14 protein-coding genes are annotated in these 12,759 nt (G+C 69.7%); 3 read left to right on the top strand and 11 right to left on the bottom strand.

Annotated elements, in window-relative coordinates; translation table 11 throughout:
• Positions 1-22 precede the first annotated feature (22 nt).
• Both groL and groES read right to left on the bottom strand, forming a co-directional pair.
• Positions 23-1,639 carry a chaperonin GroEL gene (gene groL, locus ABIE44_RS05505; protein WP_209721007.1) on the bottom strand — a complete coding sequence of 539 codons (1,617 nt, stop codon included), beginning with the start codon at positions 1,637-1,639 and terminating at the stop codon, positions 23-25.
• A gap of 71 nt (positions 1,640-1,710) precedes the next feature.
• Entirely contained in the window at positions 1,711-2,004 is a 294-nt protein-coding gene (gene groES / locus ABIE44_RS05510; RefSeq protein ID WP_209723619.1) for a co-chaperone GroES, read from the bottom strand.
• Between the two features lie 237 nt (positions 2,005-2,241).
• Between groES and ABIE44_RS05515 the strand changes: the two genes are divergently transcribed.
• On the top strand, positions 2,242-3,399 hold the full coding sequence (locus ABIE44_RS05515) for a class I SAM-dependent methyltransferase (protein WP_209721005.1): 1,158 nt from the start codon (positions 2,242-2,244) through the stop codon (positions 3,397-3,399).
• A 10-nt stretch (positions 3,400-3,409) separates the two neighbouring features.
• Here the strand turns inward: ABIE44_RS05515 and ABIE44_RS05520 are convergent, their stop codons facing one another.
• From ABIE44_RS05520 to ABIE44_RS05545, 6 genes are all read right to left on the bottom strand, one after another.
• On the bottom strand, positions 3,410-4,543 hold the full coding sequence (locus tag ABIE44_RS05520; protein ID WP_209721002.1) for a glycoside hydrolase family 16 protein: 1,134 nt from the start codon (positions 4,541-4,543) through the stop codon (positions 3,410-3,412).
• A 248-nt stretch (positions 4,544-4,791) separates the two neighbouring features.
• The gene (locus ABIE44_RS05525; protein WP_209720999.1) at positions 4,792-5,286 is read right to left on the bottom strand and encodes an SRPBCC family protein; all 495 of its coding nucleotides are present in this window, start codon (positions 5,284-5,286) and stop codon (positions 4,792-4,794) included.
• Positions 5,283-5,642, bottom strand: a complete 360-nt coding sequence (locus ABIE44_RS05530) for an ArsR/SmtB family transcription factor (RefSeq protein ID WP_209720996.1) — start codon at positions 5,640-5,642, stop codon at positions 5,283-5,285. Before ABIE44_RS05530 ends, ABIE44_RS05525 begins: the two co-directional genes overlap by 4 nt.
• A 59-nt stretch (positions 5,643-5,701) precedes the next feature.
• On the bottom strand, positions 5,702-6,910 hold the full coding sequence (locus tag ABIE44_RS05535; protein ID WP_209720993.1) for a macrolide family glycosyltransferase: 1,209 nt from the start codon (positions 6,908-6,910) through the stop codon (positions 5,702-5,704).
• Positions 6,910-7,530 carry an MBL fold metallo-hydrolase gene (locus tag ABIE44_RS05540; protein WP_209720990.1) on the bottom strand — a complete coding sequence of 207 codons (621 nt, stop codon included), beginning with the start codon at positions 7,528-7,530 and terminating at the stop codon, positions 6,910-6,912. Before ABIE44_RS05540 ends, ABIE44_RS05535 begins: the two co-directional genes overlap by 1 nt.
• Entirely contained in the window at positions 7,530-8,630 is a 1,101-nt protein-coding gene (locus tag ABIE44_RS05545) for an S-(hydroxymethyl)mycothiol dehydrogenase (protein ID WP_209720987.1), read from the bottom strand. The genes ABIE44_RS05540 and ABIE44_RS05545 overlap by 1 nt, the downstream gene beginning before the upstream one ends.
• 121 nt (positions 8,631-8,751) lie before the next feature.
• Between ABIE44_RS05545 and ABIE44_RS05550 the strand changes: the two genes are divergently transcribed.
• Together ABIE44_RS05550 and ABIE44_RS05555 are read left to right on the top strand one after the other, a co-directional pair.
• A complete protein-coding gene (locus ABIE44_RS05550; RefSeq protein ID WP_354437872.1) occupies positions 8,752-9,309 on the top strand; it encodes a SigE family RNA polymerase sigma factor in 558 nt (185 codons plus the stop codon).
• Positions 9,306-10,574, top strand: a complete 1,269-nt coding sequence (locus ABIE44_RS05555) for a hypothetical protein (RefSeq protein ID WP_209720985.1) — start codon at positions 9,306-9,308, stop codon at positions 10,572-10,574. Before ABIE44_RS05550 ends, ABIE44_RS05555 begins: the two co-directional genes overlap by 4 nt.
• A gap of 44 nt (positions 10,575-10,618) precedes the next feature.
• Here the strand turns inward: ABIE44_RS05555 and tsaD are convergent, their stop codons facing one another.
• From tsaD to tsaB, 3 genes are read right to left on the bottom strand one after another with little or no spacing between them, the layout of a single operon-like run.
• Positions 10,619-11,668 (bottom strand): tRNA (adenosine(37)-N6)-threonylcarbamoyltransferase complex transferase subunit TsaD, encoded by a 1,050-nt coding sequence (gene tsaD / locus ABIE44_RS05560; RefSeq protein WP_209720983.1) that lies wholly within the window; start codon positions 11,666-11,668, stop codon positions 10,619-10,621.
• Positions 11,665-12,126, bottom strand: a complete 462-nt coding sequence (locus tag ABIE44_RS05565) for a GNAT family N-acetyltransferase (RefSeq protein ID WP_209720981.1) — start codon at positions 12,124-12,126, stop codon at positions 11,665-11,667. The genes tsaD and ABIE44_RS05565 overlap by 4 nt, the downstream gene beginning before the upstream one ends.
• On the bottom strand, positions 12,123-12,755 hold the full coding sequence (tsaB, locus tag ABIE44_RS05570; protein ID WP_209720979.1) for a tRNA (adenosine(37)-N6)-threonylcarbamoyltransferase complex dimerization subunit type 1 TsaB: 633 nt from the start codon (positions 12,753-12,755) through the stop codon (positions 12,123-12,125). The genes ABIE44_RS05565 and tsaB overlap by 4 nt, the downstream gene beginning before the upstream one ends.
• Between the last annotated feature and the right edge of the window lie 4 nt (positions 12,756-12,759).

Here is a 12,759-nt window from a genome sequence, read left to right on the forward strand (position 1 = left end):
GCTGATCAGGCTGGTGCGTTGCTCAGTGGCCGTGGCCGTGACCGGCCGCAGGGGCCGGCTCTTCGTCGACCGGCTTGTCGACGACCAGCGTCTCGGTCGTCAGCAGCATGCCGGCGATCGAGGTGGCGTTCGTCAGCGCGGACTTGGTCACCTTGACCGGGTCCAGGACGCCCTGGGCGACCAGGTCGCCGTACTCCTCGGTGGCCCCGTTGTAGCCGACGCCGGGGCCGCCCTCGCGGACCTTGGCGACGACGACGTAACCGTTGGTCCCGCCGTTCTCGGCGATCCAGCGCAGCGGCTCGTCGATCGCCTTGCGGACGATCCGGACGCCGAACGCCTCGTCACCAGTCAGGCCGAGGTTGTCGTCGAGCACGGCCGAGGCGTGGATCAGTGCAGATCCACCACCGGCGACGATGCCCTCCTCGATGGCGGCGCGGGTCGCGGAGACGGCGTCCTCGATGCGGTGCTTCTTCTCCTTGAGCTCCACCTCGGTGGCAGCGCCGACCTTGACGACGCAGACGCCGCCGGCCAGCTTGGCCAGCCGCTCCTGCAGCTTCTCGCGGTCCCAGTCGGAGTCCGAGGCCTCGACCTCGGCCTTGATCTGGTTGACCCGGCCGGCGACGGCAGCGGTGTCGCCGCCACCCTCGACGATCGTGGTCGTCTCCTTGGTGACGACCACGCGGCGCGCGGTACCGAGCACCTCGAGGCCGACCTGGTCGAGCTTGAGCCCGACCTCGGGAGCGATGACCTGACCACCGGTCAGGATCGCGATGTCCTGCATCATCGCCTTGCGACGGTCACCGAAGGCCGGGGCCTTGACCGCCACGGCGTTGAAGGTGCCGCGGATCTTGTTGACGACCAGGGTCGACAGCGCCTCGCCGTCGACGTCCTCGGCGAGGATGAAGAGCGGCTTGCCGGCGGCGATGACCTTCTCCAGCACCGGGAGCAGCTCGGCGATCGCGCTGATCTTGCCCTGGTGCAGAAGGATGTACGGGTCGTCGAGGACGGCCTCCATCGACTCCGAGTCGGTCACGAAGTACGGCGACAGGTAGCCCTTGTCGAACTGCATGCCCTCGGTGAACTCGAGGTCGGTGCCCATGGTGTTGGACTCCTCGACGGTGATGACACCGTCCTTGCCGACCTTGTCGAAGGCCTGCGCGAGCAGGGCGCCGATCTCGGCGTCGCGGCTCGACACGGTGGCGACGGACGCCATCTCCTCGACCGAGTCGACCTCGCGGGCCAGGTCGGAGAGCGCGGCGGACAGAGCGACTCCGGCGGCGTCCATACCGCGCTTGAGGCCCATCGGGTTGGCGCCGGCGGCGACGGCCCGAAGACCCTCGTGCACCATCGCCTGCGCGAGCACGGTCGCGGTCGTCGTGCCGTCACCGGCGACGTCGTTGGTCTTGGTCGCGACCTCCTTGGTGAGCTGGGCACCGAGGTTCTCGAACGGGTCGTCGAGCTCGACCTCACGCGCGACGGTCACGCCGTCGTTCGTGATCGTGGGGGCGCCCCACTTCTTGTCGAGGACGACGTAGCGGCCCTTCGGGCCGAGCGTCACCTTGACGGTGTTGGCGAGGGCGTCGACGCCACGCTCGAGAGCGCGGCGGGCTTCCTCGTCGAAAGCAAGAATCTTGGGCACTGCATGCTCCTTAAAGCAGTTGTGTGCCTGAGGACGCGCCGGAGCGCTTCCTCAGGCACACGACCGGATGATCAGTTGACGACAGCGAGGACGTCGCGGGCGCTGAGGATGAGGTACTCCCCACCGGCGTACTTGACCTCGGTGCCGCCGTACTTGCTGTAGATGACCTTGTCGCCGACGCTCACGTCGAGCGGGACCCGGTTGCCGTTGTCGTCGATGCGGCCGGGGCCGGTCGCGACGACCTCGCCCTCCTGCGGCTTCTCCTTCGCGGTGTCCGGGATGACCAGGCCGGAGGCGGTGGTCTGCTCGGCTTCGAGCGGCTGCACGAGGATGCGGTCCTCGAGGGGCTTGATGTTGACCGACACGTTGTCGACCTCCACTTTCACACTTGTTCGGAATGACTCAGCGTTGGATTTTTCAGCGTTGGATTTTCAGCGTCGGACTGCACGCTTGAAGTTCTGCGCCTGTCCTCTTCGCACGCCGTCGCGGGGGTCGTACGTCGATCACAGACGCTGGCACACTCACGGGGAGAGTGCCAGGTCTGAACTTAGCACTCGACCCAAGTGAGTGCCAACGGCACCCGGGTCGGGAATGATGGCTGCGTGGACCTCGACGCGTTTCGCTGGTTGCTGACCGAGCCGGGCCAGCGTCTCCTCGCCCGGGCGGGCGACGCCGGCGGGGACCCGCTCCGCGCCAGCACGGCCCTGCGGCGCGAGGCGAGCGCCGAGCACGTGGCGGCAGCGCTCACCCAGGCTGATCTGCGGCGCAGGGGCGCAGCGAAGTTCGGGGCAGACGCCGCGCGGATGTACTTCACCCCCGAGGGGCTCGAGCAGGCCACCCGCGCGCCGGTCGCTCGCCACCGTGCCGCGCGGCTGACGGCAGCCCGGGTCGGGACCGTGATCGACCTCGGCTGCGGTATCGGCGGCGACCTGCTCGCCACTGCCGCTGCGGGCGTCACTGCGGCCGGCATCGACCTCGACCCGGTCCGCGTCGAGGTGGCGCGGGCGAACCTGGCGGCCCTGGGCCTCGGCGGTGCCGTGAGCATCGCCGACGCGACCGAGGTCGACCACCGCGGGTTCGACGTCGCGTTCGTCGACCCGGCCCGCAGGTCAGCCCGCGGCCGGACGTTCTCGGTCGACGACTGGACTCCCCCGTGGCCGTTCGTCCAGTCGATGTTCGCGCGCACCGCGTGCGTGAAGGTCGCACCCGGCATCGGCCACGAGCTCGTGCCCGCGGACGTCGAGGCCGAGTGGGTCAGCGACCACGGCGAGGTCAAGGAGGCTGCGTTGTGGTCAGGCGCGTTGGCGACCACGCGACGGCGCGCGACCGTGATCGGCGACGGTGGCCTCGCGACGCTGACCGACGAGGACGACGCGCCGGCCGAGGTCCGCGAGGTCGGCGCCTACCTGTACGAGCCCGACGGTGCCGTGATCCGGGCGGGTCTGGTGACGGCGGTTGCTGCCGGGGTCGGCGGCGGACTGATCAGCGAGCACATCGCCTACGCCACCTCCGACGACTCGTTCCGCACACCGTTCGCCCGCTCGTACCGGGTGCTCGAGGAGCTCCCGTACAAGGAGAAGCAGCTGCGAGCGGCGCTGCGCGAGCGTGGCATCGGGCGACTGGCGATCAAGAAGCGCGGCGTCGCGATCGTGCCCGAGGAGCTCCGCAAGCGGCTCGCCCTTGCCGGTGACGCCGAGGGCACGATCGTGCTGACCCGGGTCGCCGACAAGGGCGTGTGCCTGCTGGTCCAACCGTTCTAGGCGCGACTGGCTACTTCCACACCTTCACGTAGTCCACGTTCATGGTGCCGAGCGGCGCCTTGCCGTCGTACTCGTTGCCGGCTGCACCCATGCCCTGGGTCAGAGCCATGATGTACGGCTTCACGAACGCGGAGTCGCCGGTCGTGTTGGCGAGGCAGAGCTTGCCGTTGACGAAGATCTGGATCTTCTTCGCCGACCACTCCAGGGTGTAGGTGTTGAAGACTCCCCGCTGAGCAGCGCAGTTCCACGCCGTGTTGATGCCCGGCAGGTTGCCGTAGACGTCGGCCTTGTAGTGCAGGAACGGGATCGACAGCGTCGGGTACGACGAGTAGGTCTCGCTGATGTCGATCTCGCCGGCGTAGGGCCAGACGGTGGTGGACGCGACCCGGTCGTCCGGCCACAGCCAGAACGCCTCGTGCAGACCCTTGGAGGTCGTCGCCGTGTTCTTGATCCGGGCCTCGAAGCGACCGAACTGCTGCGAGAACAACCGGTAGCTGCTCACGCCGCCGCTCGCGAAGTTGGTCGGACCGCTCATGCCGCCGAAGGTGCACGACACCGGGGTGGCGACCTTCTTGACCGAGAGGTTCAGGCTGCCGCCGGAGACGTTGATCGTGTCGGGCGAGTCGACCAGGCACGCGTGCGCCGCCTGGGTGCCCATCGCGAAGTTCGTCTGCGGCATCCAGACCGATCGGTTCAGCGAGGTCCCGTTGAAGTCCTCAGCCAGGGTGCACGACCACGCGGTCCCGTCGGCCTTCTTCAGGACCGCGCCGCACGCGTCGGTCGCGACCGGGGTAGGCGCGGTCACGGCGGGCGGCTTCACGGTGACGGGCTTGACCGCGACCGCCTTGCTCGCGACCCCGGCCGCGCGGGCGCGGACGACAGTCAGCACGGGTCCTGCCTTCACCGTGGCCTTGTAGGCGCCCGAGCGGACTGCGGCCTTCTTCACGAGGACCCACCTGCCCGACCGCCTCTGCTCGATGCGGACCGCGCGCACCGATCCCTTGGCCTTTCCGGTCACGACGACGGTCGACCCGACGTGGTGCGCGGCCGGGGCGTTCAGCTGAACGCGTCCCTTGGCCTGCGCCGGCGCTCCGAGGACCAAGGTCCCCGTCAGTCCCACCACCAGAGCTACGAAATACTTCATGTACTTCATTTCTCGATCCCTCCCAGGGGTGGAGGTCGAGAAAAACAGCCCGCGATCCTCATGATCCACGGGTCCTGCTACGACGGGCCCACCCCAATCGATGAGTCCAGATTAGGGTGAAATGTCCGATTTGTCACTATCGAGAGTTTAGAAAGTTTTGTGCTATTTGCGTGTTTTGCCTGAATCGGACTAGACCGTCGTGGGACCAGGCTCCCAGAAAGGACCCTGGTCCCGGACGTCGGGCCTGCTCAGTCCCCGCTCTCGCCGGCGAGGACGGCGTCGAGCTTCTCGTAACCCTCGACGATGCCGTGCTCCATCCCGCTGGCGACCATCGCGTCCCGCTCCTCGACGCTGCTGCCGATGCTGCGGTTCACCAGGCGGGTCCGGCCGTCGGGCAGCGCCTCGAAGGTCGCGATCTCCAGGGCCACGCTGTCCGGGGCGCCGGCGTACGTGAACGTCTGGACGATCCGCTCGCCCTCGCGGATCTCGTGGAACGAGCCGTAGAACTCGAAGACGTCCTCGCCGCGACGGTGGGAGTAGGCCCACTCGCCCCCACGGCGCGCGTCCCACCGGTCCACGGTCATCTCCAGGTCGCGCGGGCCCAGCCAGAGCTTGAGCATCTCGGGGTCGACGTGCGCACGGAAGACCTGCTCGGGCGTCGCGTCGAACTCGCGGGTGATGTCGATCCACGGCACACCGGCCGGGGCGTCGATCGTGGTCTCGTGCTTCGCAATGGTGGTCATGATGCTCCTTCGATCTTCTGGGGGTTGGCGTCGCTCATCCCGGCCAGGACGTCGTCCAGGCGTCGGTAGCGTTCCTCGGCCTGCTGCCGGTAACGCTCGATCCACTTCGTCATCAGGTCGAACACCTCCGCTTCCAGGTGCACCGGCCGGCGTTGCGCGTCTCGCGTGCGCGTGACCAGGCCGGCGTCCTCGAGCACCTTGAGGTGCTTGGAGACCGCTTGCAGCGAGATCTCGTACGAGGCGCCGAGGTCGCTCACCGTCGCATCACCGTCGGTGAGCCTGGCGACGATGTCACGCCGGATGGGGTCGGCGAGCGCGCTGAACACTCGGGACAGCTGGTCATCCGCTGAAGGCACGGGCACTCTCCTTATTCAACCTTTTGGTTTAGTAAGGATTGCTCGAGGTCCTCCCGTTGTCAACCCCGCGGTTGAACGGCGGCCAGCAGCTGCTCGACGCGGTCTGCCGCGGTGGTCGCCCCGCCCGCTCGGCGGGACGCCTCGGCGAGTCCGGCCGCAGCCCGCTCGAAGGACGGGTCCGCCAGGATCTGGTCCAACGCCGCTCGCAGGGACGAGGCGGGGACACCTCGGTACGGCGAACGGTCGCCGACGACGAGACCGGCTCCTAGCTGGGCGACCCGTCGCCCGTTGATCGCCTGCTCCATCGTCTGCGGCACCACCACCGTGGGCACCCCGAAGTGCTGCCCCTCCCCCACGCTGTTCATCCCGCCGTGCGTGATGAACACGTCCGCCGCGTCGAGCACCTCCAGCTGCGGCACGAAACCGCGGACCACGAAGTTCTCCGGAACCGGCCCCAACGAGCTCAGGTCGGTGCTCCGGCCGGCCGACAGCAGGAACTGGGCCGGGTAGCCGTCGAACGCCGCGAACAGCTCGCGGTAGAAGTCGAGGTTGGTGTTGTAGATCGTGCCCAGCGAGACGTAGACCAGGGGCTGGTCCGACCTGACCGGGCGCCAGTCCTGCGTGCCGGCGGCCTCCGGGACGACGACGGGGGGTCCGACGAGCGCGAACTCCTCCCCCGGCGCCGCGCCGGGGAGCTGGAACTCGGGTGTGACGAACCGGATGTTGAGGTCACCCTTCGCGGGGAGCGGTGCGGCCGGGAGCTGCACGTCGGGGAAGGCGTCGTGCAGCCGCTTCTTCGCCTTCTTGCGCGCCCTGGAGGTGCGGAGCACGCTCCCCAGGAACCGCAGCATGTCCCGGCGGGTGGTCTCCGCCTTGCCCCCCGGGGCGAAGGTGGCCACCGTGACCGCGGTCGGCGAGCTGGTGACCTGGGTGGCGACCCAGGCCCAGAGCACCATGGCGTCGAACATGACCAGGTCCGGGGACTCGCGCTCGATCTCGGCGACGCAGAACGGTGCGAGACGCGCGCTGTACTCCAGCAGGATCAGCTCGAGCGGCCCGTAGTCGCTCGCCGCGGCGGTCAGGTCCGCACCGCTGACGCCGGTCGGGTAGTCGGCGTAGGTCGACCCGGTGCGCTCGATCGCGGCGCGGTAGTCCTCGGTGCAGTACATGGTGACCTGGTGACCCCGGCGGACCAGCTCGGCGGCGACCGGCAGTGCGGGCCCGATGTGCCCCTGCGCGGGCGGGTTGAAGTACAGGATCTTGGCCATCACGAACCGCCGGGTCCGAGGTGCTCCCGTTCGGCGCCGATGGTCGTGTCGTCCCCGTGCCCGGTGTGCACGACCGTCTCGTCGGGCAGCGCGAACAACCGCTCCCGGATCGACTCGACGATCACACCGGCGTCGCTGTACGAGCGCCCGGTCGCGCCGGGTCCGCCCTGGAACAAGGTGTCGCCGGTGAAGACGCAGCCGAGCTCCTCGGCGTACAGGCACACGGCGCCGGGCGCATGGCCCGGGGTGTGCAGCACCTTCAGGGTGGTGCCGCCGACGGTGAGGTCGAGGCCGTCGGAGAGGTCGACGTCCCAGAGCTCGTCGGTGTGGGTCAGCTCCCAGAGCACCTTGTCGGCCGGGTGCAGCAGGATCGGCGCCATCGTGCGTTCGCGCAGGGCGGGGGCGACCCGGACGTGGTCGTCGTGCGCGTGCGTGCACACGATCGCCTTCACCTTCCGGTCCCCCACGACCGCGAGGATGCCGTCGACGTCGTGCGGCGCGTCGATGACGATGCACTCGTGGTCGTCACCGACGACCCACACGTTGTTGTCGACGTCGAAGGTCTCGCCGTCCAGGCTGAAGGTGCCCGAGGTGGTGCCGTGGTCGACGCGGGCCCCCATCAGACGGCACCATCGGGCAGGACCACCACCGAGCGCAGCACGTCACCGTGGTGCATCTTCTCGAAGGCGGCCTCGATGTCGGAGATGCCGATCTCCTCGGAGACGAAGGCATCGAGGTCGAGCCTGCCCTGGCGGTACAGATCGACGAGCAGCGGGAAGTCGCGCGAGGGCAGGCAGTCGCCGTACCAGCTGGACTTGAGCGAACCGCCGCGACCGAAGACGTCGATGAGCGGGATGTCGGGGATCTTCATGTCCGGGGTCGGGACACCGACCAGGACGACGGTGCCGGCGAGGTCGCGGGCGTAGAACGCCTGCTTCCAGGTCTCCGGACGGCCGACCGCGTCGATGACCACGTCGGCACCGTTGCCGCCGGTGAGTCCCTGGATGGCCTCGACCACGTCTCCCGCTGATGCGTTGACGGTGTGCGTGGCGCCGAGGTTCTTCGCCCACTCGAGCTTCCGGTCGTCGAGGTCGACGGCGATGATCGTGCCGGCGCCCGCGAGCGCCGAGCCGGCGACCGCCGCGGCACCCACGCCGCCGCAGCCGATGACGGCGACCGAGGAACCGCGGCCGACGTTGCCGGTGTTGATCGCGGCGCCGAGTCCGGCCATCACGCCGCAGCCGAGCAGGCCGACGGCGGCCGCGCGGGCGTCCGGGTCGACCTTGGTGCACTGACCGGCCGCGACGAGCGTCTTCTCGATGAAGGCGCCGATACCGAGCGCCGGGGAGAGCTCGGTTCCGTCCTCCAACGTCATCTTCTGCTTCGCGTTGTGGGTGGCGAAGCAGTACCAGGGCTCGCCTCGGTTGCAGGCACGACAGTTCCCGCAGACAGCGCGCCAGTTGAGGATCACGAAGTCACCGGGCGCGACGTCGGTGACGTCCGGGCCGACCGCCTCCACGATGCCGGCCGCCTCGTGGCCCAGCAGGAACGGGAACTCGTCGTTGATGCCGCCCTCGCGGTAGTGCAGGTCGGTGTGGCAGACCCCGCAGGCCTGGATCTTCACGACCGCCTCACCCGGGCCCGGGTCCGGCACGTTGATCGTGACGAGCTCGACGGGGGCACCTGAGGAGCGGGCGATGACGCCCTTGACCTGCTGCATGGGGACGACCCTCTCAAAGCGCCCGATCTTTCTCCAGACCAGGTGCAACCTTTTCGCGTTTCGCCTCGTCTGGTCGGGCGAGAGGGGGTGCAGGATGCTCACCAAGACTCGGATCCCAGACATGAGCGAGCCCACCATGACCCAAGCAGCAACCGTGCGCGACGTCCGCGACCCCGGTGAATTCGCTGCGTGGATGGAGGCACGCCAGCAGAAGCTGTTGCGCACGGCGTACCTGCTGACCGGGAACGTCCACGAGGCCGAGGACCTGGTGCAGACGGCGCTCGCCAAGGTCTACCTCGCGTGGGACCGCGTCTCCGCGGCACAGAACGTCGACGCCTACGCCCGCAAAATCCTCGTCAACGAGCACACCTCGATGTGGCGGCGGCTCTGGCGCCAGCGCGAGACCGTCAGCGACACCACGACGTACGACGTCCCGGTCGACGCCCAGGAGTACGACGGCGTTGGCGCCGCGCTCTGGGAGAGCGTGAAGTCGCTGCCCGAGCGGCAGCGCGCGGTCGTCGTCCTGCGCTACTACGAACAGCTCTCCGAGAAGGAAGCCGCCGAGGCCCTCGGGGTCTCGGTCGGCACCATCAAGTCCCAGTCCAGCCGCGCGCTGGACACGCTGCGAGCCCAGCTCGGCTCGCGCACCGATCTCGCCGGATGGGAGGCCACCTCATGACCCCGGCACCGAACACTCCGCACCGGCCGGAGGACGACCTCAGCACCACCCTCGCCCGCCAGGCCGACCGGTTCGCCCAGCGCGGTAACCCGCTCGAGCTCGAGCAGGTGATCGCCCGCGCCGGCGAGATCCGTCGCGGACGCCGGATGCGCGCGTCGATCGTGATGGCGGCTGTGGTGCTCGCGGTGGCGGTGCCGGTGGGGATCACGACGTTGAGCAACAACGACCCCAGCGGCTCGAAGCCGCCGTCGTTCACACAGGAGCGGAGGGACCAGAGCCCGCTCGCGCTGGGTGATCTGAAGGTCGGCAAGGCGCCCAAGACGGGTTACGTGGTCGATGGCGCCTGGAAGGGCCCGGCCGGTGACCTGACCCTGGGCACGGCGGACGACGCACCTGTCGCGGTCGCCGTGCTCGACGGCGGACTCCTCGTGGCGAGCCCGACCCTCGACGGTCCCCTCAAGGCCTCGTTCATCGACGAGAGCGGCAAGACCGTGAACACGTGGCCGATGGACGGCTACAGCTTCGCGGTCTCGGCGGACGGAAACGTGGGTGCGTTCATGGCGCCCGACGGCATCCCGATGGTCGTGCAGGACGCGGGCTCGCGTTCGTACGAGCTGCCGAAGATCGCTTCCGGCGGCGACTCGCTGGACGTCGCCGCCGTCGTCGGGGACAACTGCTCCGGCCGCGGCGAGGATGCCCTGTGCACCGTGACCGTGAACAGCTCGGGCGAGGAGCCCAAGGTCTGGCTGTCGACGCGCTACGGCAAGGCAGAGCAGATCGACGGCCCCTACCGGAAGCTCGTGGCAGCCGACCCGAACACCGGCTACACGGCAGGCATCACCGAGCTCAAGGACGACCTGTCGACCTGCTCGGCGGTCCACGACAATTCCTTCCAGGATGACCAGCTGATCGGCAAGGAGCTGTGGAGCACGTGCCAGTACCGGTTGCTCTCGTTCTCACCGGACGGCAAGTACGTGCTCGGCACAGGCTCGGTGGGTTCTGGCAACGGCGACAGCTCGCTGACGGTCCTGGAGGCCGACACCGGCAAGGTCGTGCTCGACCTGGACGCCGCTGACAACGCCGTGATCCCCGGTGTCGTCTGGGAGGACAGCACCCACCTGCTCGTCAACCTCCTCGACACCGGCAGGGCCGGCATCGAGCGGGTCTCGGTCAAGGGCACGCGCGAGTACGCCGTCCCGCCGGTGACCGTGCCGGACGCGACCATCTCCGCGTTCAAGCTGCCGGTCCTCGGAGCGGCGCGCTGACCCACCGCTGAGCCTCGTCCCGGGGAGGCTCAGAGCCCGACGCGTCAGTTGAGGATGTGACTGACGAGCATCGATGAATCGGCCGGGAGGTCGAGCGCCGACGGCGTTCGACCTCTCGCGACCATCTCCGACCCGAGCGCCGCAACCATCGCGCCGTTGTCGGTGCACAGGCCCGGCCGCGGCACCCGCACGCGGATGCCCTTCGCGGTCGCCCGCTCCTCGGCCACGTAGCGCAGCCGCGAGTTCGCCGCGACGCCACCACCGATGAGGATGTCCTCGATGCCCTCGGTCGCGGCCGCGTCGATGGCCTTGCGGACGAGCACGTCGACGACGGCCTCCTGGAACGCCGCGGCGACGTCGGGCACGGGGACCGGCTCGCCGCTGGCCTCGCGCGCCTCGACCCAGCGGGCGACCGCGGTCTTCAGGCCGGAGAACGAGAAGTCGAAGCGGTGCCGCTCGAGGTCCTTGCGTGAGGTGAGCCCGCGCGGGAAGTCGATGGCGACGCTGTTGCCCTCGCGTGCCACCCGGTCGATGTGCGGACCGCCCGGGAACGGAAGGCCGAGCAGCCGGGCGACCTTGTCGAAGGCCTCCCCCGCGGCGTCGTCGATGGTCGCGCCGAGCGGGGTGACCGACTGGGTGACGTCGTCGACGCGGAGCAGGGATGAGTGTCCGCCCGAGACGAGCAGTGCCAGGCACGGGTCGGGGAGCGCGCCGTGCTCGAGCTGGTCGACCGCGACGTGCGAGGCCAGGTGGTTGACGCCGTACAACGGCTTCTCCAGCGCGATGGCCAGCGCCTTCGCAGCGGCGACTCCGACCAGCAGCGCACCCGCGAGACCCGGTCCCGATGTCACCGCGATCGCGTCGACATCGGCCAGCGCGATGCCCGCGGTGTCGCAGGCGCGTTCCAGTGTCGGGACCATCGCCTCGAGGTGCGCGCGCGAGGCGACCTCGGGGACGACGCCGCCGAAGCGCGCGTGCTCCTCGACCGAGGACGCCACTGCGTCCGCCAGCAAGGTGTGCCCGCGGACGATGCCGATGCCGGTCTCGTCGCACGAGGTCTCGATGCCCAGGACCAGGGGTTCGTTCTTGCTCACGAGCGACCTCCGCAGCCCGCGACCAACGGCAGCCGCATCACGACGGCATCCACACCGTCCTTGTAGTAACGGGCCCGGCGGTCGATCTCGACGAAGGCCTTGGCCGCGTAGAAGGACAGCGCGCCGTGGTTGTCCGCCCGCACCTCCAGCAGCATCCGGTCCGCGCCGGTGCTCGGCGCGTGCGCGACGACCGCGTCGAGCAGCGCCGAGGCGATGCCCTGACGACGTGCGCCGGTGGCCACCCCGATCCGCTGCAGCTCGGCGATGTCGCCGGCGTACGAGGCGACGGCGTAGCCGTTGAGGCTGCCGCCGTCCTCGGAGACCAGGTACTGGATGGTGGGCAGGTCGCCGGTGACGCCGTCCTCGACGAGCGCGGCGCTCCAGGCGTCCACGCCCTGGCACTCAGCCTCGAGCACGGCGATCGCGCCCGCGTCCGCGGGGTTCGCCGGGCGGATCACGTCGTCACCTTCTCGGGGGCGCTCGACTCGACCGCGTCCGGGCGACGCAGGTACAGCGGGTCGGGGTCGAGCAGCTCGAAGCGCTCGCGCACGACCACGTCGGCCAGCACCGCGGCGTCGGGGTGCTCGGGACCGGCGGCGTTCGGGAAGGCGTCGGGGTAGAGCAGGGCGCCGCGCCCGATGACCAGCTGGTCGGTGGCGACGTCGGCCGGCTTCACGACCTCCGGTCCGCCGACGCGCTGCCGGCTCGCGTACGCCGCGAGGTAGACCTCCTTGCGGCGGGCGTCGGTCGCGATCAGGAACTCGTCGTGCCCGGCATCCATCGCCTCGGCGGCGAGGATGTCGAGCGAGCAGACGCCGTACACCGGGATGCCCAGGGCCATCGCCATCGTGCGCGCGGTGACCAGGCCGACCCGCAGGCCGGTGAACGGACCCGGGCCGACACCCACGGCCACGGCGGTGACGTCGCGGCTGGTGGCAGCGGCGGTGGCGAGCACGTCCGCGATCCCGGGCGCCAGCATCTCGCCGTGCTTCATCGACTCCGAGGAGGAGTACTCCGCGACCACGCGGTCCCCGTCGTGCAGGGCCACGGTGACGTGCGGCGTCGCGGTGTCGAAGGCGAGGAGCATCTGA

Origin of the sequence: Marmoricola sp. OAE513, assembly GCF_040546585.1 — a bacterium.
GTDB lineage: Bacteria > Actinomycetota > Actinomycetes > Propionibacteriales > Nocardioidaceae > Marmoricola.

What these genes read in the sequence shown, in the direction of transcription:
- ABIE44_RS05520 (WP_209721002.1), bottom strand. Translation starts at nt 4,543, where the DNA reads ATGAAGTATTTCGTAGCTCTGGTGGTGGGACTGACGGGGACCTTGGTC.
- ABIE44_RS05525 (WP_209720999.1), bottom strand. Translation starts at nt 5,286, where the DNA reads ATGACCACCATTGCGAAGCACGAGACCACGATCGACGCCCCGGCCGGT.
- ABIE44_RS05535 (WP_209720993.1), bottom strand. Translation starts at nt 6,910, where the DNA reads ATGGCCAAGATCCTGTACTTCAACCCGCCCGCGCAGGGGCACATCGGG.
- ABIE44_RS05540 (WP_209720990.1), bottom strand. Translation starts at nt 7,530, where the DNA reads ATGGGGGCCCGCGTCGACCACGGCACCACCTCGGGCACCTTCAGCCTG.
- ABIE44_RS05545 (WP_209720987.1), bottom strand. Translation starts at nt 8,630, where the DNA reads ATGCAGCAGGTCAAGGGCGTCATCGCCCGCTCCTCAGGTGCCCCCGTC.
- ABIE44_RS05550 (WP_354437872.1), top strand. Translation starts at nt 8,752, where the DNA reads ATGAGCGAGCCCACCATGACCCAAGCAGCAACCGTGCGCGACGTCCGC.
- ABIE44_RS05555 (WP_209720985.1), top strand. Translation starts at nt 9,306, where the DNA reads ATGACCCCGGCACCGAACACTCCGCACCGGCCGGAGGACGACCTCAGC.
- tsaB (WP_209720979.1), bottom strand. Translation starts at nt 12,755, where the DNA reads ATGCTCCTCGCCTTCGACACCGCGACGCCGCACGTCACCGTGGCCCTG.